This window comes from Azospirillum argentinense (assembly GCF_000632475.1).
GTDB lineage: Bacteria > Pseudomonadota > Alphaproteobacteria > Azospirillales > Azospirillaceae > Azospirillum > Azospirillum baldaniorum.
The window spans coordinates 1,572,501-1,595,836 of record NZ_CP007794.1 but is presented as its reverse complement, the minus strand read 5'-3'; the positions used below and the strand labels follow the sequence as shown (position 1 = coordinate 1,595,836).

The following is a 23,336-nucleotide window of genomic DNA, read 5'->3' as shown; positions in this document are numbered from 1 at the left end:
GTTGGGCCAATCTGAACGGGATGCCCCCGCGGAAAGCCGCTATAGCCGGACCCTTGGGAGGCTGGCCATGCTCTACGGTTTCGGGCGTCTGGCGCTTGTTTTGTGGCTGTGCGCCGTGGGCGGGCAGGCGTTCACCCTGTTCGCCTTTCACAACGCGGTGGCGGAGGCGCACACGGCGGAAATCGCTGCGCGCGCGTCGGCGCTGGCCAGCCGCGTCGCCGCCAGCGCGGCGGAGCGCGCGGCCATCGGCTTTCCACTCGCCGACCAGAACGACCTGCAAAGGCTGATCGAGGTGGCCTCCACCGGCGGCGGTGGCGTGCGGCTCTATGTGGTGGACCCGCGCGGGACGGTGCTGTTCGCCACCGCCCAGGCGGCGGGAACGCCGGTGCCGGCCTCCTGGATGGGCGGCGCCGCGGGGCTGCCGGCAGAGCCCTGGGACCTCGCGGACCGCGACGGCGTTCTGGTCGGCGTGCCGGTGGCCGACGCCCTGGGCAAGCCCGCCGGCGCCGTGCTGGGCCTCGCCCCGCAGCAGGACGCGCGGGTGGAGGTTCTGGCCGCGCTGCGCGAGACGGCGACGGTCACCGCCGTCTTCCTGGCCGCCATCGGGCTTCTCGCCGTTCTGGGCACGCGGCTTCTGCTGTCCGGCGTCTGCCGGTCCGTTCTGGAGCGGACGGCCTTCTACGCCGCCGATGCGCGGCAGCTGCAGGCCGACGCACCCGCCGCCGTGGCGGTCGCCGATCCGGCGCTGTCCGCCGTCCTGGCCGGGCTGCGCGCGGCGGAGACCGAGGCCGCCCGCATCGACGGGGAGGTGCTGCGATGACCCGCCCGGCGACGCTGTTCCCCCAGCGCAGCGTGTTGCGGCGCTTCATCCCGCTGATGGCGGTGGTCGTCGTTGTGCCCTGGCTCGCCACGCTGGCGGCGGCGCTGATCGCCGCGGCCGGGCTGGCCGACCGGGGAACCGCCTCCCGCGCCGAGATCGTCGGGACGGGCATCGCCCATGACCTGGAAAAGGCGCTGGCGTTCGGCCTGCCACTCGACCGCATGGCCGGGATGGACGACTATCTGGGCGAGGCGGGCGCGGTCTTTCCGGAGATCAAGCTGATCCTGGTGGTGGACGGCGCCGGGCGCCCGCTGTTCCAGAAATCCGACGCGGCGCGCCCCGACCTGTCGGTCCGGCTGGTGCCGGCGGAGACCGACTGGTCCGCGCTCGGGCTGGTCCTGCAACGCTTTCCCATTCGTCAGGGCGCCGCGACGGCGGGTGAGGTCCTGCTGGGCCGCAGCGCCGTGGCGCAGCCGGCCAATGCGCCGCGCATCCTGATCGACTTCGCGGTGGCGCTGAGCATCGCCCTGGCGCTCGGCGGGCTGGCGCTGCGCACCATGCTGAACGCCCAGGTGATGGCGCCGCTGCGGCTGGCGTCGTCGTTGGAGGCCAACCTTGCGCGCTCCGCCTACGACCGCATCGCCCCGCCGGTGGAGCAGAGCCTGATCGGCACCCTGCTGGCCGAGATGAACCGGGTGGTGACCGGCGTGAACGACCGCTTCGCCCGCCTGCGCAGCTATCTGGCCGAGGTGCGCGACCTCAGCTTCAACAAGGATGCCGCGGCGGAGGTGGCGCCGCTGATCGAGCGGATCGAGCGGCTGGGCCGCTTCTCGCCCGACCGGCTGACCGCGCTGGCACCGCCGGATGCCGGGTCGTTGCCCTACGCCACCGCCTTCTGCGCCGGTGTGGGGGCGGCCGTCGCCGCGGCCATAGCGGCGCGGCACCTGCCACCGGGCGTGGCGCTCGGCGGGGTGGTCCTGGGCATGGCCGTGGCGGTTCCGCTCGCCTTGGCGCTCGGCCGCCGCGCACCGGTCGCGGGAGCGCTGGCGCTGGGCGCATGGGCGCTGCTGAACGGGTTGGGCGACGGAGTGGTTGTCTGGCTGAGCGGGGCGGTGCTGGGCGGGCTTTCCGCGGCGCTTCCCTTCCAGGCGGCTCGTCCCGCCGCGGAAAGTCTGCGCGCCGGACCGGCGGTGTCCGCCGCGGGCGGTCTGGTCGCCGGGACGGGGTTGTCGGTACTGTGCATCGGCGGTGGCGTGCCGGGCGTTCTCATGGCCGGCGCGGTGCTGTCCGGATTGGCCGGTCTGCTGGCCGCCGTCCGGCTGGAGCGGCGGAGCGGTCTGACGCTGCCGCGCGTGACCCTCCGCGCTCTGCTGGCGGTGGACCGTTGGTGGGTGGACGGGACGCTGCGTCCCAAGGGTTGGGGGCTGTGGCTGGTCACAGCGCTGGCCTTGGCGGTGTTGAGCCGGGCCGACGGCGGCGGAGCGATGGACGCCCGCCGGGTCGCGGAACTCCTCTGGCTGCACGCCACTCCGGCCTGGCTGGCCGCCGCGCTGGTCGCGGTTCTGCTGCCGCGGGGGGCTGCGGGGCTGCTGAGTTTGGGGGCGACGGCGGTGGTCGGGCTTCTCCTGGCGCTCGGTCCGGTGGAGCCGGGAACGGCCGTCGCGCTGGGCATCGCCGCGGCGCTTGGCGCCGGCCATGCGGGATTCGCGGCGTCGGGGAATTGGGGGGGGCTGACCGCGGTCCGCGCCGCATTGACCCTGGCCGCGACGCTCGGCGTGCTGTGGCTGTCCGGCGGAAGCAACACGGTGGTGGCCGCCGGAACGCTGCCCTCCCTCGCCCTGCTCGCCGGGATCGCCGCGCTGCCGCCGCTGGCGCTGACCCTGTGGCGCCACGCCACGCCACGCCGGCGCGTTTCGGTCGAAGGGGAGGCCGCGCGATGACCGGTCTTCGCCAGCGCATGACGGTGGCCGCCGCCGCGGTGGTCCTCGCCGTGCTTGTCACCGCTGCGGTCTTCGCCCTGCTGCGCATCGAAAGCGGGGCCACCCGCCACGCGGAGGACGAAGGGCGGATGACCCTGCGGCTGTGGGAAGGGCTGCTCGACCAGTCCGCCGCCGCCGCTCGGGTGGCGGTGGGCGATCCCCGCCTCACCGACGCCCTGGAGCGCGGCAACGCCGCTGCGGTGGCAGAGCGGCTCGGCGCTCTGGGCTTCACGGCGGTGACGGTGGTCAACGGTGCGGGGCAGACCCTGCTCGCCGTCCCGGCCGACCAGCCGATCCGCCTTCTCGACGAGCGGCGCATCGGGCAGGTGCTGGCCCGCAACGACACGCAGGACGGTCTGGTGCTGACCGGCGGTGCCGCGCAGCTTCTGCTTGCCCGCCCCCTCGGCGCGCAGCGGCCGGCTGACCGGGCGCTGGTCGCCATCCGCCCGCTGACCGGCAGCCTGGAGGCGCTGGCCGGCGTCCTCGGCGGCTCCGCCTTCCTGGTCGGCAGCGACGGCACGTTGTACGGTCACGCCGGGCCGCTGGCCTGGGCCGACGTGCGTCCCGCCGCGGAGCGCGGCGAGGAGGTGCAGGCGAGCATCGGCGCCCGCGGCTACGGCGTGCGCAAGCTGCGCCTGCCCAAGGTGGCGGGAACGGAGGGGGACGGCACGCTGTACCTCGTCACCGTGCGCGAGACCACGCTGGCCGCCATGGCCGACAGCCTGCTGGACAGCTCCGCCCTTCTCGTCGTGCTGATGGTGCTCGTGGCGGGGACGTTGGGGCTGGACTGGTATTTCCGGCGTGTCTTCACGCCGGTCTACGCCTCCATGTCCGCCTTGTCGGCTTTGGCGGCGGGCGACACCGGCGTCGCCGTGCTGGGGGCGGAGCGCACCGACGAAGCCGGGCAGCTCGCCCGCACCGTGGAGGTCTTCCGCAGCCGCAGCCGCGCGCTGCGCGACGCCGAGGAGCGGCGCGCCCGTCACTGGCTGCGCCAGCAGTCCTTCATCCGCCGCCAGATGCTTCGCCTGTCCGAAACCCTGCCGGAGCAGGGGCGACGTGAACTCCTCGCCGACCTCGCCCGCATCGAGGCCGCATCGGAGGGCCGGACGCCCTGCGCACGCACCGACGATCCCGGCGCGCTCGCCGTCGCCTTCGAGGTGATGGCCGAGCGCGTGCGCGACCAGCACACCGCGCTCGACGGCATGGTCCGTCAGCTTCAGTCCGCGCTGGACACCCGCACCGAGCTTGTCGAGCTGCAGAAGCAGTTCGAGATCGCCCGGCGCATGCAGGCGGCCATCCTGCCGCCCGACCTGACCACCGCGCCCGACCTGGAGGCGTCGGGCCTGATGCGCCCGGCGGCGGAGTTCGACGGCAGCTTCTACGACTTCTTCCTGACGGCGGACGGGTCGCTGGCGGTGCTGATCGGGCAGGTGTCGGGCGGTGGGCTGGCGGCGGGCTTCATGACGGTGACGGCGCGCGCCGCCCTGCGGACGCTGGCGGCGGCCGGGCTTGGGCCGGCGGCCTGCCTGACCGGCGCCAACCGGCTGCTGGCGGCGGACAATGCCGCGGGTCTGTCGATCGGGCTCGCCATGGGCATCGTGTCGCCGCGCTCGCGCCGGCTGGTCTTCGCCGCCGCGGGCGTGCCGGAGCCCTTCCTGCTGCGGCGCTTCGGCGACGTGGTGGACCTGCCGGTGGCGGCCAACCCGCCGCTCGGCCTCGATCCGGCGATGACGGCGGTGGAAACCGCGCTCGACCTGCCGGTGCCCTCGACGCTGGTGCTGTGCAACGGCGGGCTGCTGGACGGCGAGAACCGCTTCGGCGTCGCCTTCGGGCGGGCGCGGCTGACCGGCATCCTCGGCAACCTCGACGACCTGTCCGCCGCCAGCGTCACCGCCGCGGTGTCCGCCGGTCTGGCCGAGCATGGCGGCGGCGCCGCGATGGCGGTGGACCGGCTGTGCGTCGCCCTGCGGGTGCGGGCATGAGGGCCGGCGCACTTCCATTCCCTCTCCCGCCCCGGGAGAGGGTGGCGCCAATGGCGCCGGGTGAGGGTCGTGCGAGAATGGTGGCGCGGTTCCTTGGCCGCACCCTCACCCTCCCGCCGCGACGCGGCGGGCCCCTCCCTCTCCCGGAGCGGGAGAGGGGTTGGCGGGCGGGGCGCCTTTTCGCCGGTGTTCTGGGATTGATGGGCGCCCTGCTCGCCGGGCCGGCGGTGGCGGAACTGGCTCCGGCGTCCGACGGTGGACCGGCGCTGTTCCAATGCAGCCGCTATCTGCGCAACGGGGAGGCGCTCTATGGCATCCCGCCGGGTATCCTGCACGCCATGAGCGTCGTGGAGTCCGGGCGGGCCGGGATGCCCTGGCCCTGGGCGCTGAACGTCTCGGGGCGCCCGCATTACCCGGCGACACGGCGCGAGGCGCTGCGGTTGATGCAGGATGGCGAGGGCGGCCTGCGCGGTGACGTGGCGGTCGGCTGCATGCAGATCCACACGCGCTGGCACGCCGGTTCCTTCGCGGGGGGCGACGACATGCTGGACCCCGCGGTCAACGTCGCCTACGCCGCCCGCTTCCTGCGGGAGCTGTACGACCGCCACGGCTCCTGGACGGAGGCGGTGCGTCGCTACCACGCCAGCGACCCGACGGCGCAGGACACCTACCTCTGCCTCGTGCTCGACCGGCGGGTGCGGCTCGGCTACCAGCGCGAGACGGCTGAAATGCGCCGGCTGTGCGGCGGCCCGGAATCGTGAGCGCGGAGCCATGAAGAAACTTCTGATCGGCGTGCTGGCGCTGCTCCTCCTTCTGGTGGCCTTTGCCGGGGGTTACTTCCTGGCCGGGGGCAGCATGCCGGGAGGCACCGAGGACCCCGCGCCCACCGAGGCGAACGCCGCACCGGCCACGCCCGCCGCGGCGCCGCAGGACGCGGCGAAGGTGGAGCCGGAGAAAGCCGCACCGACCGCCGTCCCGGTCCGTCCGGTTGCTGCCGTGAAGGCGGCGACGGCGCGCTTCTCCATCGAACTCGGCGTTTTCCGCTCCGCTGGGAACGCCCAGGACTTCGCGGCGGCGCTGGCCGGGCGGGGCCTTCCGGTGGAAATCGTCGAGACCATGGACGCCGCCGGCGGGCAATGGCATCGGGTGCGCGCCGGCGCCTTCGCCGATCGCTGGCAGGCTGAGGCGCGCCGCCCGTCCTTCGAGCGGACCGCCGGGATCGGCGGGGTGGTGGTCGAGGAGCCGCTTGCCGCCGCCCAGCCCGCGAAGGTCGGCGGCGGCGAATGATCCAGTTCGGACCAACGGGGTAACCCGCCGGATTTGCGGGCTTCTCCGCAGGACGGGGCGGGCCTCCGGGCCATCGCCGGGAAACCCCCGCGGGACTACGCCAGAACGAACCAGACAGCGCGCGGATTTGGGCCGCCGGGATGCTTCTATCAGGCTGGGCCGCCGTCTTGTGGGGCGGGCGGTCCATCCGACGGTTTCTTCCCCAGGAATTCCCGCGATGACCACGATCACGCTCGGACGATGGCAGGTGGCGGCTCTGGCCGCCGGCGTCGCCGTGCTGACCGTCGTGGCCCTGCTGCTCGGCGCGGTGATGGCGGCGCTGATCCTGACGGGCGGCGGCAATGGCGGTGGCGCGCTGGTGGCGTCCGCACCCGCCGCTTCCTCCGTGGCATCCGCCGGCGCACCTGCGGCCGGTGGCGCCGCTGGCGGCGGACTGGGCGCGATGGCACGCAGCAGCGTCGCCGACAGTTTCGAGGCCCGCCAGGGCGTGATCGAGACGGCGGACATCTTCAGCGACGAGGCGCGCGGACGGGCAATTTCGGCGACCGAGCCTATGACCCGCGGCGCCGCGGACGCGGCCCGCCGCTTCCTGCCCGGCTGGATGGCCGGCACCGCCGCCCACGTCATCGAGAAGACCGGCTACCGCGTCACCGAATTCGCCGGGAACAGCGTGGAAGGCCTTGTCGAGGACACGCTCAACGACCGGCTGGACGCGATGAAGGAGGACGGGGCGGCGCCGGTCCGCCACTACGCCATCGAACTCGGGCGTTTCGCCACCCCGGCCAACGCGGAGTCCTTCGCCGCCGCTGCCGCCCAGCGCGGCGTGCGCGGCACGGTCGATTTCGCGCCGCTGCCGGGCGGCAACGCCCCCTACGCCGTGCGCACCGGACGCTACGCCGCCGCCGATGAGGCCGCCCGCGCGCTGGACGCGCTGACGCGGACGAACGGGGTGTCCGGAACCGTCGTGACCCTTGCCGAAGCGGGAGAGCGCTGAACGCCATGACTCCGGTGAACGGAAAAGGATTTGGTTTGGCCGGCGTCCTGACGCTGGCGTTGTTGGTCGCCGGCTGCGCGGACAAGCCGCGCGCCGCGCTGGACAGCGTGTCCTTCACGGTTGCCCCCGCCGCCAACGACACCACGCCGGTCGCCATCGACCTTGTCGCCGTCCGCGACAAGGCGCTGGTGGACAAGCTGGGGACGCTGACCGCTGCGGAGTGGTTCGGCCAGCGCGAGCAGTCGATGCGCGACCATCCGGCCACGCTCGGCGTGACGAGCTGGGAACTGGTCCCCGGCCAGACGCTGAAGACGGACCTGCCGCCGGGCGAGCCGGCCTGGGCCTTGCTCGTCTTCGCCAACTATTCCACGCCGGGACCGCACCGCCTGCGCGTGCCCGACACACGAACGCTGACCCTCACCGCCGGGGACAAGGATGTCGAACTGGTTCCGTGATGTTCTTTCCCATTCCGTGAGGGCCGCATGACCGAGGCGCGCGACATTCCCGACGCCATCGACTGGCACGACGGGATGCTGCTGGCCCCGCAGCATTTCCAGCAGCAGGCGCTGCGGCACGAGCGGCAGCTGACCTACCATGTCCGGCAGGCGCGGCCCTTCCACTGGGGCGTCGTCCATCTCCAGGTCGACCGCGTGCAGCTCGTCTCCGGACTGGTCCAGGTGCGGGAGCTGGAGGCGATCCTGCCCGATGGCCTCGTCGTGGACTACCGCGCCGGGATCGACGAGCCGCTGGAGGTGGACATCTCCGCCTACGCCGACCCGGTGGGGCAGACGCAGATCACCATCCACCTGATCGTTCCCGCCGCCCGCGGCGACCGCGCTCCGGGGCCGGGGGAGACGCCGCGTTATGTCTCGGTCGAGGGCGCGCCGGTCGCCGACCAGCATGGCGGGGAGGAGCTGTCCATCGCGCGGCTGCGCCCTCGGCTGGCGCTGTTCGCCACCACCGGCCCGACGCAGAAGCCGCCGCAGAAGTTCGTCTCCATGCCGATCGCGCAGGCGACCTTCCGCAACGACGCCTTTGTGCTGACCGATTTCGTGCCGCCGGCCATGACCGTCGCCGCCAACGCGCCGCTCGGCCGGCTGGGGGCGGAGGTGGTGCGGCGCGTGCGCGAGAAGGCGCTGTTCCTGGCCGAGCGTTCCGGCGTGGGCAACGGCAACCCGGCGACCGAACTGGCCGAGGCGGCGCGGGCGGAGATCCGCAGCCTCGTCACCGGCCTGCCGCCGCTGGAGGCGCAACTCGGCGTTGGCGTCTGCCATCCGTTCGACGTCTACATGTCGCTGTGCACGCTCGCCGGGCACCTGTCGGCCTTCGCCAGCGGCGCCGTGCCGGCCAAGCTGTCGCGCTACGACCACGACGACCCGATGGCGAGCTTTGGCGAGGTGCGCGATTTCATCCTGCGCATGATCGACCGGGTGAAGGAGGGCGTCGCCCGCATCCCCTTCACCTTCGAGGACGGCATGTTCGGGCTGCCGATGGACGAGGCCTGGCTGAAGGGCCGGCTGGTCGTCGGCGTGCGCGGCCCGGCCTCCGCCCCGGTCAGCGAGGTCGCCGCCTGGATGGAGAACTGCATCGTCGCCTCCCGCTCGCGGCTGGAGACGCTGTCCGGCCTGCGCGTCAAGGGGGCCGAGCGCGTCGCGCTGGACGACAGCGGCGAGGGCGGTGTGGCGGCCCCGCGCGGCGTGGTGCCGTTCGAGATCAAGGTCGATCCCCGCTACATCGTCCCCGGCGAGCGGCTGGAGATCTGGAATCCGGACTCGCTGGGCAGCCGCTTCCGCCCCGTCGAGATCACCCTTTTCGTCAGCGCCTGAGGCTGGGAATGACCGCCATGCTGCACCGCCGGGATCTGGTCGATCACTTCCTCGCCTTCGCGCGGGAACTCCAGAAGCACCGCGCCGCGGTCGGGGCGGGTCGTCCCGCCGCCGCGAAGCCCGAGGGCGCCGCTGGGGAGACGGCGGACAGCCTGCCGGCCTTCCTGACCGAGGACGCCCTGGCGATCCCGGCGCCGCGCGGTGCCGCCGCGGCGGTGCCGGCCCTGGCGCTGGAGCCCGACGCCGAGATCATCATCCGCCGCCTTCAGGACTTCCTGGAGGCGCAGGCGGTCCAGGTCGGGCGCACCGGCACCGACCTGATGATCAGCCAGCACCGCGAGGCGCAATACGCCATGGCGGCGCTGGCCGACGACCTGTTCATCCACGACGTGGAGTGGAACGGGCGGGAGCTGTGGCGCAGCGTGCTGCTGGAACAGGCGGTGTTCCGCACCCGGCTGGCCGGCGAGCGGGTGTTCGACCGCATGGAGGCGCTGCTCGCCAGCAACGACCGGCGGCTGGTCCAGCTGGCGGCGGTCTATCTCTGCGTGCTCGGCATGGGCTTCAAGGGGCGCTGCCGGGTGCCGGGCGGCGAGTCCACCCTGCGCGACTACAGCGCCCGCCTGTTCGAGTTCATCGCCGGCCGCGAGTCCGAGCTGGGCGCGGGGGTGCTGCCCGGCGGGCGGACGCTGATCCCGGCCGCCTACGCCTACACGCTGACCGACGGCAAGGCGCGCACGCTGGCGCGCGGGCCGCGCTGGCCGCTGGTTCTGGGGGCCATCGCCGGGCTGTGGCTGGTCCTGGGTCAGGCGCTCTGGTGGATGTCCACCGCACAGCTTTCCAACGCGGCGGACGCGGTGCTTCAGGCATCGGTCCGCGTGACCCGCTGACGGGAGAGGACGGTCATGGAACTCCTGGCAGCGGTCCTGTCCGGCATCGCCGGCAACCAGATCTGGGTCTTCGCGGGGCTTCTCGTCCTCGTGCTGGTCATCATCACGGTGATGGCGGCGATCCTGCTGCGCGCCCGCAGCGCGGCGCCGCCCGCCCCGGCGGAACCGGCGGCCCTGCCGCCGCCCGACGCGACGGCGGAGGAGGGCGGGGCGGTCCCCGCGCTGGCCGCCACCGCGCCGGACGTCACCATCCGCGACATCCGCCGCCTGTTCCGCGACGGTCTGGCCGCCTATCGCGAGACGCTGTCGCGCAACGTCTATCTGGTGCCCTGGTACCTGCGCACCGGCGTCGCCGCGTCGGATGACGCCGGCCTGCTGTCCTGCGCGGAGGAGGTGCGCCCCCCGGTGACCGCCGAGCGGCACGCGGGCTTCTCCTGGCGCTTCTACGACCGGGCGGTGGTCATCGACGTCGACGACCCCCGCGCCGCCTGGGCCGGCGTGCTGGACCTGCTGGGCCGCCGCCGCCCGATGCTGCCCGCCGACGGGCTGATCCTGACCGTGCCGCTGGCCGAGCTGGACGACGTGCGCCGCGCCACCGCGCGCGGGACGGAGCTGTACGCCCGGCTGTGGGAGATCCAGCGCACGCTGGGCTTCGCCCTGCCGGTCTATGTGGTGGTGACGGGCTGCGAGGAGGCCCCCGGCTTCGCGGCGCTGGCCGAGGCATTGCCCCCGTCCCTGACCGGCGGGATGCTCGGCTGGTCGAGCCCCTACGCTCTGGAGACCGCCTTCTCCCCCGACTTCGTGAGTGAGGCGCTGCAGTCGCTGGCGGACGGCCTGCTGGCGGTGGAGCTGGAGGTGTTCGGCGCCACGGCCACGCCGGACGGCGCCCCGCTGTTCGCCCTGACGGAGCGGCTGACCGGGACGGAGGCGGCCTTGCGCGCCCTGCTCGGCACCGCCTTCAAGCGCACCGCCTATCAGGAAACGCTCTACGTCCGCGGCCTCTACTTCACCGGCCGCCCCGATCCGGACGCGGCGGCGCTGTTCGGGCGCGACCTGCTGAACCGCAAGATTTTCCCCGAGGCCGGTCTGCCCAAGCCGACCCGCGCGCTGGCCGCGTCCCGCGCGTGGCGCCGCTATTCCTGGCCGGTGGGGACGGGGGCCGCCGCGCTGGCCGCGATTCTGCTGCTGTGGATGGGGGTGCAGCGCGCCTCCACCCTGTCGGACCGGCTGGTTCCGGTCCTGGCCGATATTCCGGGCGGGCTCCAGCAGCTCGCCGACCAGCGTCCGGCGGTCGAAGCCGGGGCGCCGATGACCGCCGCCTACGGCGATCCGGCCGCCCGCTTCGTGCAGGGCGTGACCATGCTGCCCACCGACTGGACCTTCAACCCGCTGCCGGCCTCCTGGATCAGCGGCGTCCCGGATTCGGTGTCGGGAGCGCTGGCCGTCGGCTACCGCCGGCTGGCCCTGTCCACCGTGCGCGACGTCGCCGAGGACCGGCTGCGCCGCCTGACCCGCGACGGCGGGGTGGGGCCGGCGGGGGCGGGCGCCTTCGAGCGGCTGCGCGCCTTCGCGGGCGAGATCGGCATCGCCGAGGGCCTAGCCCGCGCCTACAACAACGTGGACGCCCGCGACCCGACCCTGCCGCTGGACGAGGTGCTGGACTTTGCGCTGGGCTCACCGCCCACCGGGCGGAGGTCAGCCGTCGCTTCCGGCAATACGCCGACTCCTATCTGCGCGACCTCGCCATGGGCGGCCTCGCCGCCGCGCGGCTGTCGGTCGCCGCCAGCGAGCTGGAGCTGCTGGCCGGCGGGGCGCGGTCCGGCGCCGACGCGGCGGCGGCCTACGCCGAGGTTCTGTCGAGCCTGGAGGACGCCGCCCGCGGCCTGGGGGCGGAGCGCGGCGCCTGGATCGGCGCCAACGGCCCCGTCCTGCCCCCCGAATTCGAGGCGCTGCTCGGCCGGCTGGAGAAGTCCGACCTGCTCGGCCCGAACCTGCGCGCCGACATCCTGGATCTGGCGCAACGCCGCTACGACGAGGCGGGCGTCGGCGCCCGCAGCCTGGACTCCGTGATCGGCCGCCTGCTGGAACAGGCCCCCAACGGAGGCGCTCGCTTGGCTCCGGCGGCGGAGCAGCTCCGCCGCACCCTGGCGGTGTGGATGGCCCGCCGCTTCATGAAGACGGACGACACCGGCGCGCTGGCGATGCCCGCCGTGGGTGCCGGCTGGGACCGCGCCGCTCTGGACAGCATCCCGCCGCTGGTCGAGGACTATCTGCTCTTCGACGCCAAGGACCTGCCGCAAGCGCCGGCCATGCTCCGCACCTCCATGCGGGCGGCGGCGCAGCACCAGCTTCGCCAGGGCGTGGAGCGCATCCTCGCCCGCGCTTTGGCCGGCAGTCCGGCGGCCGGCGGGGTGGACCGGGCCGGTGGGCTGGCGCAGCTCCGCGCCTCGGCCCACGCGCTGCGCACCGCCTTCCCGGTGCTGGCCGAAACCATGCAGTCCTTCCGCCAGATCGGGCTGACCACCTCCGCCGACACCATCCGCGACACGGTGGCCCGGCAGGCCAACGCCGTTCTGGCCCAGGCCGACCGGCTGCTGGAGGGCGACCAGCTCTACCGGCCCGACGCCCACGCGCTGGACGTCTGGGTGGACGGGCCGCTGGTGCCGCACCTGCTGTTCGGGCAGACCACGCCGGCCGGGCTGGCGCTTTATCTCGGCAACGCCCGGCAGGAGGTGACGGTGCTTGCCCGCGACATCGCCGCCCCCGTGGTGGAGATCCTGGAGCGCTCGGTGATGGGCGCCGGGACCGGGTCGGGCGCCGCCGCCAAATGGGCGCGCATCATCGCCGAGCTGGACAAGTACGACGGCGGGCGCCCGAACAGTTCCCTGGCGCAGCTGGAAAAATTCGTGACGGTGGAAAGCGCCGCGGTGGACGCCGCCGGCTGCCAAAATCTCGGCGCCATCGACGGGGTGCCCGACGACTTCTTCCGCAGCCGTCTGGCCGAGCTGAAGCAGTGGATCGCCACGCGTTGCGTGCTGGCCGCCGACGCCCGCGTCTACGACGCCTACGTCGACATGGCCGCCTCGTTCAACGAGATGCTAGCCGGCCGCTTCCCCTTCGCCGCCGCCGCAGTGGCGGGCGAGGAGGCGGACCCGGCGGCGGTGCGCGCCTTCTACGAGCGGTTCGACGCGCGCTCGGCCTTTGTGCTGGAGGGGCTGCGTCGCGGCGAGCGCTTCGGAACCGCAGGGCGGGAGGCGCTGCGCTTCGTGGAAACCATGGAGCGGGCGCGTCCGCTGCTGATCGCCGCGGTGACCCCGGACCAGAGCGGCGGTCTGGCGCTCGACCCCGCCTTCCGCGTCAACCGCGGGCGTGAGGCCGGGGGCAGCGACATCATCGAATGGAAGCTCGCCACGCCGAACGGCTCCCTGTCCAGCATGCTGCCGCGGACGCCGTTGCGCTGGTATCCGGGCGACAAGCTGAGCGTGACACTGCGCTGGGCGAAGGACGGCACGGTGCTGCCGGTGTCCGGCGTCGGTGCGGGGGCGTCGGTGGACGGACCCTCGCTGCGCTTCGACTACGACGGTCCCTGGGCGCTGTTCGCCCTGGCCAGCCGACAGGCCGCGCCGCAGCGCGACCGCCGCCCCGGTCCGGACACCGAACCGCTGCTGCTGTTCGAAGCCACGGCCAGCGGCCCGGTCAAGGAAGCCGCCGCCGCTGCCCCGATGCCGATCGCTCCGGCCGTGCAGGCGGTGCTGCAACCCGTGGTGAAGCCCAACGTGCGGGTCTTCATGACTCTGGCGGTCAAGCGCACCGTCCTGGCCGACGGCAAGCCGCCGCGCGAGGAGAAGGTGGCCGTGCCGGCGCTGCCTGCGCAGGCGCCGCCGCTCGCCCCGGTCGGCAGCATGCGGCGGATGCCGGGTCTGGCCGGATGGCCGGCGCCCTCCGGGGCGGTGGCTCCGGCGGATCGCGCCTTCTTCGATCTGGGCACCCCTCCGTCCCAATCCCCGATGCTCCGCCCCGCGGCCCAACGCTTCCCGTGAGCAGTTCCATGACCACCACGCCCCACCCTCTGATCGACATCGGTGCCCTGCTCCAGCCCATCCCCGGCGACGATCCGGCGGGCGACGACCTGCGCCACGGCCCGGAATTCGACGCGCTGACCGAGGCGCGCCGGATGGACGACGATCTGGACCAGGGCATCTGGCAGACCACCGTCAAGAAGGCGGACTGGAAGGGCGTCGTCCAGCAATCCTCGGACCTGCTGAAGACCCGCACCAAGGACCTCCAGGTCGCGGCGTGGCTGGTCCAGGCGCTGGGCCACCTGCACGGCCCGGCGGGGCTGGCGCCGGGGCTTCTGCTGGTCCACGGGCTGGTCGAGGATTTCTGGGACGGTCTCTACCCGCGCCTGGACGACGGCGACCCGGAGCCGCGGCTGGCCCCGCTGGTCTGGCTGGACAGCCAGTTGTCGCGCGACCTGATGGCGACCGCCATCACCCAGCCGGGGCCACACACCGACGAGACGCACCGTTTCCAGGACTGGCAGAACGCGCAGCGCCTGCGCAAGCTCGCCACCCGCGACCCGCGCGCCTTCCACGCGGCGGTTGACGACGGCGAGGTGACGGTCGAGCAGATCCTCGCCGCGCAGGACCGCACCCCGCCGGACTTCTACCAGACCCAGCACGGTCACCTGCGCGACACGGTGACGGCGGTGCGAACCCTGGCGGCGGAGCTGGACGCCGTGGCCGGGCGCGCCGCCCCCGGCTTCAGCCAGCTTCTGAAGACTCTGGAAAGCCTGATCCAGTTCCACCGCGAAGCGCTCGCCAAGCGCGGCATCGATCCGGACGGCGCCTCCGCCGCGCCGGAGGAGGCCGAAGGTGAGGAGGGGGCCACCATCGACGCGTCCGCCGAGATCATCCCCGCCGCCGCCTTCGCCCGCCCGGGCGGGCCGCGGACCCGACAGGAAGCCTACGCGATGCTGCACCAGATCGCCGATTTCCTGGCGCGGGAGGAGCCGCACAGCCCGACCTCCTACCTCGTCCGCCGCGCCGCCGCCTGGGGGAACCTGTCCCTGCCGGAGCTTTACGCCGAACTGCTGGGCGACCGCGGCGAGGTCGGACGGATCTTCGGCCTTCTGCGGCTTGAGGAGCACTGAGCCATGCCCCGCATCCTGCTCGATTACCCCGGCATCAAGGGCGAGTCGCTGATCCGCAACTACAAGAATCTGGCCGATTGCGTCAGTTTCGACCTGTCGTCGGGCAAGCGCGAGGTCGGCGGCTTCAACTACGACGACCCGATCGAGGACAACTCCTACTTCGGCAGTCGCAAGGCGCAGAAGCAGGACAAGCTCGGCGTCGACAGCCTGAAGCTGGAACGGCACTTCGACCTCGCCTCGCCCAAGCTGATGCGGGCGGCCTTCGATCCGCAGAAGAAGGACGTCACTGCGAAGATCTACTTCTTCCGCACATTCGCCCAACTGCAGGGCGGCGAGCATTTCGGCCAAAGCGACATTTTCGCCGAGCCGTACCTGACCATCATCCTGAAGAACACGCAGATCACGGAGTACGTGCTGTCGGTCGACGACGACGACAGCAGCAACGGCACCGAAACCATCTCGCTGGCCTTCGACCAGCTGCAGATGACCTACCAGCATCAAATCGATGGCCGGAAAATCGGCCAAATCCATGGCGACATCACATTGGCGAGCAAGTCATGACCCAGTCGAACCCGTCGGCCCTGACCGGCGACACCACCGTCCTGTCCCGCAACGGCGAGGGGCGCCGCGGTCCGGCGCGCCGGGCCGAGCATTTCCTGGAGCAGGTGATGTTCCAGAGCCGCTGGCTCCTGGCGCCGCTCTATGTCGGCCTGGTGGGAGCGCTGCTGATGATCGGCTGGCGCTTCGCGCTGGAGCTGGTGCACGCGCTGCCGCTTCTGATCCACGGCACGGAAAACGACATCATCCTGATCGTGCTCGGGCTGGTCGACCTGACGATGGTCGGCAACCTCGTGTTGATGGTGATCTTCAGCGGTTACGAGAACTTCGTCTCGAAGATCGACGTCGCCGGCCACGCCGACCGCCCGGAATGGATGGGCAAGCTGGATTTCAGCGCGCTCAAGGTGAAGCTGATCGCCAGCATCGTGGCGATCTCCTCCATTCAGATCCTCAAGACCTTCATGAACGTGTCGGAGGTCTCCGACCGCGACCTGATGTGGCTGGTCGCCATCCACGTCACCTTCATCGTCTCCGGTGTCCTGCTGGCGACCATGGACGTGCTGGTCAAGAAGAGCCACGCGCACTGACATCCGGCAGGAAAGGAGAGGGCATCATGATTCGGTATGCGCTGGCGTTCCTCGCCATCCTTCTGACCGGCCTGCCCGGAGCGTCGAGGGCGGAAACGCCCCCTGGGCCGGCGAAGGTGGTGGTCGGCACCTACGTCAACCAGATCACCGGGGTGAACCTCCGCGACAATCAGGTCAATGTGGACTTTTACGTCTGGTTCCGCTGGGACGACGACTCCCTGAACCCGCTGGAGACGTTCGAGCTGATGAACGGGCGGATCGAATCCCGCACGCCCACCCCGGTCCGCAAGTTGAAGGACACCAACTACGGGCAGGCGCGCGTCCAAGCCGTTCTGAACCAGCCCTGGGATGTGAGCCGCTTCCCCCTGGACACCCAGACCATCCGTCTGGTGATTGAGGACAGCGACCAGACGGCCGAATACGTCGTCTATGTGCCGGACACCGACAACAGCACCGTCGATCCCGACGTCGACGTCTCCGGCTACACGCTGATCAACAACGGCGCCACCATCTCGGCGCATCGCTACCGCACCAACTACGGCGACATCACCCTGCCGAAGAACCACGAGTCGGTCTATTCCCGCTACACCCACGCGATCACATTGGAGCGGCCGGATTCGGTCTATTACATCAAGACCTTCTCGACCATTTTCATCTCCTCGCTGGTGGCCTTCCTGGCCTTCCTGGTGAAGCCGGTGGACCTCGACCCCCGTTTCGGCCTGGGCATCGGCGCGCTGTTCGCGGTGGTCGCCTGCTACTTCGTCATCGCCAGCGACCTGCCGCGCAGCAGCGGCTTCACCCTGTCGGACCGGGTCAACCTCGCCTCCATGGGCATGATCTTCCTCAGCCTGATGCAGAGCGCGGTGTCGCTGATGATCTACGAGCGGAACGCGGCGAAGGCCCTGATCCTGGACCGCTGGTCCCTGGTGATCTTCCCCGTCGCCTACGCGCTGCTGTGCGTCTGGCTGACCACGGTGTGAGTCTGGCGCCGTGATCCAGTTGGGGGGCGCCGTTCCGGCCTGAGCTTCGCCACAATCCTCCGTCATCCTCCGCGTGGAGCGATGAGGGAGAGTGGGATGATCGGAAACCGGACGGCGCTGGCTGCGGCGACGTTTCTCGCCATCGGGATCGCGGTGGCGGGCTGGTCGGCGGGGCGCGAGGTCGCCCAGGTCCGGCTGGCCGACCGTTTCGTCACCGTGAAGGGCTCCGCGGAGCGCGAGGTCAAGGCGAACCTCGCGCTGTGGCCGGTGCGCTTCGTCGCCACCGGCGATGATCTCTCGGCCGTCCAGACGAAGACGGCGGCGGACGAGAAGGCCGTGCTGGCCTTTTTGGAACGCTACGGGCTGGGTGCCGACGCCGTTGTCTCGCGCTCGCTCGATCTCGTGGACCTGCTCGCCCAGGCCTACCGCCAAGGGCCGGCGGACCAGCGCTACATTCTCACCCGCACTCTGATGATCCGCAGCCCGGACGTGGAGCGGGTCGATCGAGCCAGCCAGAATCTGGCGGAGTTGCTCGACCAGGGCGTCACCCTGGGCGGGGAGCCGGGCATGGGCTCCGGCCCCAATTACCTGTTCACGCGGCTGAACGACGTAAAGACCGAGATGATTGCCGAGGCGACCGCCAAGGCGCGCGAAGCGGCAACCCAGTTCGCGACCGACAGCGGCGCCACTCTGGGCGGCATCCGCCGCGCCAACCAGGGTCTGTTCCAGATCCTCGCCCGCGACGAAGCTCCCGGCATCATGGAAAGCCGGCAGATCGACAAGATCGTCCGCGTTGTGTCGACACTCGACTGGGAACTGGTGGATTGATGGGGCGGCAGTGCTCCGCCCGCCTTCTCGCTGTATAGGTCATCTATATATTGGATTCGCCGCATCTGGCCGTCCGCTGCCCAAAAGGCGGCGGGCGGCACGGCCTGCGGGTGGCTTATGGATCGTGATGGCGCGGAAACTGACAATCCTGTTTCTGTAATCCGTCGATTGCGCCGCCAAGCGAACAATAAACCTTCGCCCTCTGCCAAAATACGCTCAGAAAATCGGCAGAATGGGCAGATGTCGTGCATCGTTTGCTCGATGCATTTCGTGGGTTGATCGGCTGTTCAGATCGGCTCCCTGCATCCCCTCGCCGATATTCCTCAAAAATGACGATTCCGGCAGAAAGCGCTAGTTCACCTGCGTCGAGCATGGTTATATAGCCATCGTATATAGCGAATTCAGGGTGCCCGCTCATGTCCGTCCAACCGCAGGTGTCGTTCGCCGGGCCGCACGCGTCGCCGATCGGCGCGGAGCGCATCCGGCTGCTGGAGGCGGTGGGGCGCGAGGGCAGCATCTCCGGAGCGGCGCGGTCGGTTGGCGTCACCTACAAGGCGGCCTGGGACGCCATCGACGCCATGAACAACCTGTTCGGCCGCCCGCTGGTCGAGGCGCAGGCCGGCGGAAAGCGCGGCGGCGGAACCGCCTTGACGCCGGACGGCGTGCGGCTGGTCGCCACCTTCCACCGCCTGCAGAGCGAGATGGTCCGCGCCTTCCAGGTGCTCGAACCGGAACTCAACGGCACCGGCCTCTCAGCGGCCAGCCTGATGTGGGGATTCTTCATGCGCACCAGTGCCCGCAACGCCCTTCGCGGAACCGTTACCGCCATCACCGACGGGGCGGTGAACGCCGAAGTCACCCTGGCCGTCTCGGACCAGACCTCGATCGTCGCGATCATCACCCGTGACAGCGTGCGCGACCTGGGCCTGTTCCCGGGGCGCGCGGCGACGGCTCTGATCAAGGCGCCCTTCGTGATCCTCGCCCCGGCGGACGAGGCGAAGCGCACCTCGATGCGCAACCGCGTGGAAGGCGTGGTGGCCCGCCGCGAGGACGGCGCGGTCAACAGCGAGATCACCCTGGACATCGGCGGCGGCAAGACGCTGACCGCCATCATCACGCTGCGCAGCGCCGACGACATCGGCCTGAAGCCCGGCGACCCGGCCTGCGCGCTGATCGACGCATCGCACATCATTCTTGCGGTGGATTGACGATAGATCGGAAGGAGTTTTCGAATGACGCGTTTCCTGCTTGCCGCCGTCGCGCTGCTGTCCGTCTCGGCGACGGCCCGGGCCGACGAATTCAACGTCGCGGTCGCCGCGAACTTCACCGCCCCGGCGAAGGAGATCGCCACCGCCTTCGAGCAGAAGACCGGCCACAAGGCCGTCCTGAGCTTCGGCGCGACCGGCCAGTTCTACGCCCAGATCAAGCAGGACGCGCCCTTCGTCGTCTTCCTCGCCGCCGACGACGAGACCCCGAAGAAGGCGGTGGAGGAGGGCTTGGCCGTTCCGGAGTCCCGCTTCACCTACGCCGTCGGCCGTCTGGTGCTGTGGACCAAGGCCGGCGACGCGCCGCTGGGCGAGGACACGCTGCGCAAGGGCGCCTTCGAGAAGCTGTCGATCGCCAACCCGGCGACCGCGCCCTACGGCCTCGCCGCCGTGCAGACGATGAAGAAGATGGGCGTCTACGAGGCGATCCAGCCGAAGATCGTCCAGGGCAACAGCATCGCCCAGGCATTCCAGTTCGCCGAGACCGGCGCCGCCGAGCTGGCCTTCGTGGCTCTGTCCCAGGTGATCGCCAAGCCGGACGGCACCCGCTGGCCGGTGCCCGAAGCGCTGCACGACCCGATCTTCCAGGACGCCGTCCTGCTGAAGAAGGGCGCCGGCAACGAGGCCGCCACGGCCTTCCTCGCCTTCCTGAAGGGGCCGGAGGCCGCCGCGGTGATCTCCAAGTACGGCTACGGCACGCGGGCGCCGAACTGACCATGCCGGCCTCCCTGGTAAGGACAGCCCGCCGATGAGCTGGCAACCGATCATCCTGACGCTGGAGCTGGCGGCGCTGACGACGGTCATCCTGCTGATCGTCGGCACCCCCCTGGCCTGGTGGCTGGCGCGGTCCGGAGCCTGGTGGAAGGAGGCGGTGGCCACGGTGGTGGCGCTGCCTCTGGTCCTGCCGCCGACGGTTCTGGGTTTCTACCTGCTGATGCTGCTGGGGCCGAACGGCCCCGGCGGGTGGCTGGCCTCCCTGTGGGGCGCCCGCTCCATGGCCTTCACCTTCGAAGGGCTGGTCATCGGATCGGTGCTGTACTCCATGCCCTTTGTGGTGCAGCCGATCCGCAACGCCTTCGAGGCGTTCGGCGACCGCCCGCTGGAGGCGGCGGCGACGCTGCGCGCCTCGCCGCTCGACACCTTCTTCACCGTGGCGGTGCCGCTGGCCCGCCGCGGCTTCCTGACCGGCGCCGTGCTGGGCTTCGCCCACACCATGGGCGAGTTCGGCGTCGTCCTGATGATCGGCGGCAACATTCCCGGCCAGACCAAGGTCCTGTCGGTGGCCATCTACGACTATGTCGAGACGCTGCAATGGGACGAGGCCCATCTGCTGGCCGGTGGCATGCTGGTCTTCTCCTTCACGGTGATCCTGACGATGATGATGCTGGAGAAGCGCATCGGGCGGGGCGGGCGATGAGCCTGTCGGTGCATTTCCACGGGACGCTCGGCCAGTTCGCCCTGGACGTGGCGTTCGAGGCGCCGGGCCGCGGCATCACGGCGCTGTTCGGCCCGTCCGGCTGCGGCAAGACCTCAGTGCTGCGTTGCGCGGCCGGATTGCAGCGGCTGAACGGGCGCTTTGCCCTGGACGGCGACGTCTGGCAGGAGGGGCGGACCTTCCGGCCGACGCACAAGCGGCCCATCGGCTACGTCTTCCAGGAAGCCAGCCTGTTCCCGCATCTGTCGGTGCGCACCAATCTGCTGTTCGGTCATCGCCGGACGGTGGGGCGCGGCGTGCCGGAGCACATCCGCCTGGACGATGTGGTGGATCTGCTGGGGCTGGGGCATCTGCTCGACCGCTCGCCCGAGCATCTGTCCGGCGGCGAGCGCCAGCGGGTCGGCGTCGGCCGCGCGCTGCTCTCGCAACCGCGCCTGCTGCTGATGGACGAGCCCCTGGCAGCGCTCGACCGCTTCAGCAAGGAGGAGATTCTCCCCTATCTGGAGCGGCTGCACGGCGTTCTGTCCGTCCCCGTCCTCTATGTCAGCCACGACATCGCGGAGGTCGAGCGGCTGGCCGACCATCTGGTGCTGCTGCGCCAGGGGCGCGTCGTCGCCGCCGGCCCCATGCAGGAGCTTCAGGCCGATCCCACCCTGCCCATCGCCCGCATGCCCGAAGCCGGGGTGACCCTGCCCGCGGTGGTGGCGGGGCGGGAGGACGCCTACGGCCTGACCTTGCTGCGGCTGGACGGCGGCCATCTGCTCGTTCCGGGCGACCTCGGGCCGCAGGGAACGGCGCGGCGCGCCCGCATCGCGGCGTCCGACGTCAGCCTCGCCCGCAACCCGCCGGAGGGCAGCACCATCCTGAACGCGCTTCCCGCCCGCATCGTCGCGGCGGAGCGGCAGGACGAGGTGCAGATCATGGCCGTCGTGGCCCTGGGCGAGGAGGGCAGGGGCGCGCGCATGCTCGCCCGCGTCACCCGCAAGAGCTGGGACGCCCTGGGGCTGTCGCCGGGCCAGCCGGTCTATGCCCAGGTCAAGGGGGTGGCCCTGGTCCAGGAATCGATGTGATTCGGATGGACGCGCTGCTCGCTACCTCGGCGTGAAGCGCTTGGGCAGGCGCAGCGCCCCCGTCCCCATCGCGATTCCGAACAGAACGCACAGCAGCCCGGCGGCGTGGGCAAGCGTGAAGGCTTCTCCCAGGAACAGCACGGCGGCCAGCACGCCCGCCGCCGGAATCAGCCCGGTGAACAGCCCGGCCCGGTTGGCCGGGACATGGGCGATCCCGCGCATCCACAGCACCACCGCCAGCAAGCCGCCGGTCAGGCCGGACGCCACGAACAGCAGCCAGACCCAGCCGGGCACCGCGGCCGGATCGAAGCCGCCCAGCGTCGCCAGCGCACCCGGCGTCATCATCGCCGCGGCCAGCACATTCGCCAGACAGGTCAGCGCCAAAGGCGGAATCCGCCCGCCGAGCTGCCGGGCGAAGACTCCGTACAGCCCCTCCGACACCACCGCGCCCAGCACCAGCGCGTTGCCGACGACGGAATCGTCGGGTCCACCGCCGCCACCGGGGCGCAGATTCAGCGCCACCATGCCAACGACCGCCAAAGCGATGGCCGCGGCGCTGCCGGCTCCGATCCGCTCGCGCAGGATCAACGCCGCCCCGAGAGCCGTCATGGCCGGGATGGTGCTGGTGATGATCCCGGCGGCCACCGCACTGGTCTCGCGCAACCCATAGAGAAGGAACAGGTTAAACAGAACCATGCCGAACAGGGAGAGCAGGGTGAGGCTCGTCCAGTCCCGGCCATTGCGCGGCAGCGCCGCCGTTCCACCCCTGAGGGCAAAGGGCGCCAGAAGCACCGCGACCAGGGCGAAGCGCATTTCTGCCGCCACCAGCGGTGGGATATGGGATACGATCACCTTGGACGCTGGAACGGACAGGCCGACCAGGGTCATCGACAGGGCGAGGTTGAGATAAGCGGCACGCATGGGCCGCATTCTATGATCGCCGCCGCCGCCTTACGGAAGCGGCATTTTCACGCAATGAATTTGCAAAGAATACGTGTCATTCTTCGCGCCAAGGTCGCGGTACACAAGGGGCGGGGTATGTCGGAGCCGATCCTCGGGATCACCAATTGGATGCATCTGTTCCGCTGGATCGTGAAGCTGATCCGTGACGAATACGGCGTGGATGAAAAGGTCCTGACCCGCAACGCCGTGCTGGACGGCGGAATCGGCCTCACAGCCGAGCAGCTCGAACAGGTGCTGGACCACATCGCCGAAACCTTTGAGCTGACCTTCCCCGAGAACACCCTGAACGAAACCGTGCGGTTGGAAGACCTCTGCACGCTGACGGCCTGGATGCGCGGCCTCTTCAAGAAGCCGGACTTCGTCACCCCGCCGTTCGAAGAGCGTTGCCGGTCTCTCAACAACGTGCCGGCCTGACCCGCGCGTCTCGCTTTCAACAGCGCATGGCTGGAAACGCTGCCGTGGATTCCCATCTCCGGCAGCGAACCCGTCCTGCCAACCTTTCTCCCTGAGCCGTTCATGCCGTTGCATCTCATCAAGCTCGCCGTCGGGATCGACGACCTCGACCATCTGGCGGCGGTGCAGGCGCGCCGCGCGCAGGCCGTCGACGGCCGGTCGATGATTCCCGTCTTCACGCGCCGCGTGCCGAAGCACGGGGACGAAATCCTCGCCGGCGGTTCGATCTATTGGGTGGTCCGCGGTTCCGTTGCCGCCCGCCAGCGGGTG

Annotated in this window: 22 protein-coding genes (1 of these 22 only partly in view); 21 read left to right on the top strand and 1 reads right to left on the bottom strand. The window is 71.1% G+C overall.

The window, feature by feature from the left end:
• The first annotated feature begins 67 nt into the window (after positions 1 to 67).
• From ABAZ39_RS33240 to modC, 19 genes are all read left to right on the top strand, one after another.
• Positions 68 to 820, top strand: coding sequence for a hypothetical protein (locus tag ABAZ39_RS33240; protein WP_051658324.1), 753 nt, complete (start codon positions 68 to 70; stop codon positions 818 to 820).
• Positions 817 to 2,760: a hypothetical protein gene (locus ABAZ39_RS37100; RefSeq protein ID WP_051658323.1), complete on the top strand. Its 1,944-nt coding sequence runs from the start codon at positions 817 to 819 to the stop codon at positions 2,758 to 2,760. The genes ABAZ39_RS33240 and ABAZ39_RS37100 overlap by 4 nt, the downstream gene beginning before the upstream one ends.
• Positions 2,757 to 4,781 (top strand): SpoIIE family protein phosphatase, encoded by a 2,025-nt coding sequence (locus ABAZ39_RS21295; RefSeq protein WP_040134761.1) that lies wholly within the window; start codon positions 2,757 to 2,759, stop codon positions 4,779 to 4,781. Before ABAZ39_RS37100 ends, ABAZ39_RS21295 begins: the two co-directional genes overlap by 4 nt.
• A 200-nt stretch (positions 4,782 to 4,981) precedes the next feature.
• Positions 4,982 to 5,542, top strand: coding sequence for a lytic transglycosylase domain-containing protein (locus ABAZ39_RS21290; protein WP_051658322.1), 561 nt, complete (start codon positions 4,982 to 4,984; stop codon positions 5,540 to 5,542).
• A gap of 10 nt (positions 5,543 to 5,552) precedes the next feature.
• A complete protein-coding gene (locus tag ABAZ39_RS21285) occupies positions 5,553 to 6,068 on the top strand; it encodes an SPOR domain-containing protein (protein ID WP_040134759.1) in 516 nt (171 codons plus the stop codon).
• Between the two features lie 217 nt (positions 6,069 to 6,285).
• The gene (locus tag ABAZ39_RS21280; protein WP_040134757.1) at positions 6,286 to 7,062 is read left to right on the top strand and encodes an SPOR domain-containing protein; all 777 of its coding nucleotides are present in this window, start codon (positions 6,286 to 6,288) and stop codon (positions 7,060 to 7,062) included.
• Between the two features lie 5 nt (positions 7,063 to 7,067).
• Positions 7,068 to 7,517: a hypothetical protein gene (locus ABAZ39_RS21275; protein WP_051658321.1), complete on the top strand. Its 450-nt coding sequence runs from the start codon at positions 7,068 to 7,070 to the stop codon at positions 7,515 to 7,517.
• A gap of 27 nt (positions 7,518 to 7,544) precedes the next feature.
• Complete coding sequence (gene tssK, locus ABAZ39_RS21270) at positions 7,545 to 8,888, top strand: type VI secretion system baseplate subunit TssK (protein WP_035678847.1); 1,344 nt, start codon at positions 7,545 to 7,547, stop codon at positions 8,886 to 8,888.
• 8 nt (positions 8,889 to 8,896) lie between these two features.
• Positions 8,897 to 9,775 carry a DotU family type IV/VI secretion system protein gene (locus ABAZ39_RS21265; protein ID WP_040134750.1) on the top strand — a complete coding sequence of 293 codons (879 nt, stop codon included), beginning with the start codon at positions 8,897 to 8,899 and terminating at the stop codon, positions 9,773 to 9,775.
• A gap of 15 nt (positions 9,776 to 9,790) precedes the next feature.
• Complete coding sequence (locus ABAZ39_RS37095) at positions 9,791 to 11,845, top strand: type VI secretion protein IcmF/TssM N-terminal domain-containing protein (protein WP_247881676.1); 2,055 nt, start codon at positions 9,791 to 9,793, stop codon at positions 11,843 to 11,845.
• 1,978 nt (positions 11,846 to 13,823) lie between these two features.
• The gene (gene tssA / locus ABAZ39_RS21255) at positions 13,824 to 14,927 is read left to right on the top strand and encodes a type VI secretion system protein TssA (RefSeq protein WP_040134746.1); all 1,104 of its coding nucleotides are present in this window, start codon (positions 13,824 to 13,826) and stop codon (positions 14,925 to 14,927) included.
• 3 nt (positions 14,928 to 14,930) lie between these two features.
• The gene (locus ABAZ39_RS21250; RefSeq protein WP_040134744.1) at positions 14,931 to 15,488 is read left to right on the top strand and encodes an Hcp family type VI secretion system effector; all 558 of its coding nucleotides are present in this window, start codon (positions 14,931 to 14,933) and stop codon (positions 15,486 to 15,488) included.
• Complete coding sequence (locus tag ABAZ39_RS21245) at positions 15,485 to 16,072, top strand: TIGR00645 family protein (protein WP_081863192.1); 588 nt, start codon at positions 15,485 to 15,487, stop codon at positions 16,070 to 16,072. Before ABAZ39_RS21250 ends, ABAZ39_RS21245 begins: the two co-directional genes overlap by 4 nt.
• A 26-nt stretch (positions 16,073 to 16,098) precedes the next feature.
• Entirely contained in the window at positions 16,099 to 17,052 is a 954-nt protein-coding gene (locus tag ABAZ39_RS21240) for a ligand-gated ion channel (protein ID WP_040134742.1), read from the top strand.
• A gap of 96 nt (positions 17,053 to 17,148) precedes the next feature.
• Positions 17,149 to 17,880 (top strand): SIMPL domain-containing protein, encoded by a 732-nt coding sequence (locus tag ABAZ39_RS21235; RefSeq protein ID WP_040134740.1) that lies wholly within the window; start codon positions 17,149 to 17,151, stop codon positions 17,878 to 17,880.
• Between the two features lie 416 nt (positions 17,881 to 18,296).
• Positions 18,297 to 19,088: a TOBE domain-containing protein gene (locus tag ABAZ39_RS21230; RefSeq protein WP_014198584.1), complete on the top strand. Its 792-nt coding sequence runs from the start codon at positions 18,297 to 18,299 to the stop codon at positions 19,086 to 19,088.
• A gap of 24 nt (positions 19,089 to 19,112) precedes the next feature.
• A complete protein-coding gene (gene modA / locus ABAZ39_RS21225) occupies positions 19,113 to 19,859 on the top strand; it encodes a molybdate ABC transporter substrate-binding protein (protein WP_051658320.1) in 747 nt (248 codons plus the stop codon).
• Between the two features lie 34 nt (positions 19,860 to 19,893).
• Positions 19,894 to 20,562, top strand: a complete 669-nt coding sequence (gene modB, locus ABAZ39_RS21220; RefSeq protein WP_014198586.1) for a molybdate ABC transporter permease subunit — start codon at positions 19,894 to 19,896, stop codon at positions 20,560 to 20,562.
• Positions 20,559 to 21,650, top strand: a complete 1,092-nt coding sequence (modC, locus tag ABAZ39_RS21215; RefSeq protein ID WP_040134738.1) for a molybdenum ABC transporter ATP-binding protein — start codon at positions 20,559 to 20,561, stop codon at positions 21,648 to 21,650. The genes modB and modC overlap by 4 nt, the downstream gene beginning before the upstream one ends.
• A gap of 21 nt (positions 21,651 to 21,671) precedes the next feature.
• Here the strand turns inward: modC and ABAZ39_RS21210 are convergent, their stop codons facing one another.
• Positions 21,672 to 22,571: a DMT family transporter gene (locus ABAZ39_RS21210; RefSeq protein ID WP_040134736.1), complete on the bottom strand. Its 900-nt coding sequence runs from the start codon at positions 22,569 to 22,571 to the stop codon at positions 21,672 to 21,674.
• Positions 22,572 to 22,583: 12 nt separating this feature from the next.
• Between ABAZ39_RS21210 and ABAZ39_RS21205 the strand changes: the two genes are divergently transcribed.
• Positions 22,584 to 23,027, top strand: a complete 444-nt coding sequence (locus ABAZ39_RS21205; protein WP_247875153.1) for an acyl carrier protein — start codon at positions 22,584 to 22,586, stop codon at positions 23,025 to 23,027.
• A gap of 102 nt (positions 23,028 to 23,129) precedes the next feature.
• Positions 23,130 to 23,336: the 5' portion of a DUF1489 family protein gene (locus ABAZ39_RS21200; RefSeq protein WP_040134732.1), read on the top strand. 222 nt of this gene lie beyond the right edge of the window; the window shows 207 of its 429 coding nt (coding positions 1-207); the start codon lies at positions 23,130 to 23,132; its stop codon lies off the right edge, out of view.